Source organism: Paenibacillus sp. AR247, assembly GCF_002968895.1.
Lineage (GTDB): Bacteria > Bacillota > Bacilli > Paenibacillales > Paenibacillaceae > Paenibacillus_AQ > Paenibacillus_AQ favisporus.
In genome coordinates this window covers 107028-107646 of sequence record NZ_PCZT01000011.1, presented here as the reverse complement: position 1 = coordinate 107646, position 619 = coordinate 107028, and the positions used below count along the sequence as shown (strand labels likewise).

Sequence of the window (619 nt, the reverse complement as noted above, 5' to 3'; positions counted from 1 at the left end):
ATGACCGTCGGCGAGACGTCGGGTCTGGGTCCGGAGCAGGCGCTCAGCTATGTCGGGGATACGCGCAACGAGCTGAACATGGTGTTCCAGTTCGAGCATATGCAGCTCGATGCGGGTTCTTCCGGTTCCGGCAAGTGGGATATTCGTCCATGGAACCTGCTGGAGCTGAAAAAGGTCATCAGCGGGTGGCAGACGGTGCTGCACGGCAAGGGCTGGAACGCGAATTATTGGTGCAACCATGACCAGCCGAGATCGGTGTCCCGGTTCGGGGACGACCAGAAGTACCGGGTGGAGTCGGCGAAAATGCTGGCGACCTTCCTGCACATGCTCGAAGGCACGCCGTATATTTACCAAGGCGAGGAGATCGGCATGACGAACATCTCCTTCGCCTCGATTGACGATTACCGTGACGTGGAAACGCTGAATTACTATGAGGAGCAGCTGGATCAGGGCGTGCCCGAAGAGCAGGTCATGCAGGCGATTTGGAAAAAAAGCCGGGACAACGCACGTACGCCGATGCAGTGGACCAATGGGGAGCATGCAGGCTTTACGCGGGGCACGCCGTGGATCGAGGTGAACTCGAACTATCCGCTGATCAATGTGGAGGATGCGATTAAGG

At 57.8% G+C, this 619-nt stretch carries 1 protein-coding gene; it reads left to right on the top strand.

The features are described 5' to 3' along the window. Window positions 1–619: alpha-amylase family glycosyl hydrolase (locus CPT76_RS40245; RefSeq protein ID WP_258168718.1), on the top strand; the 619-nt coding region annotated here is incomplete at both ends.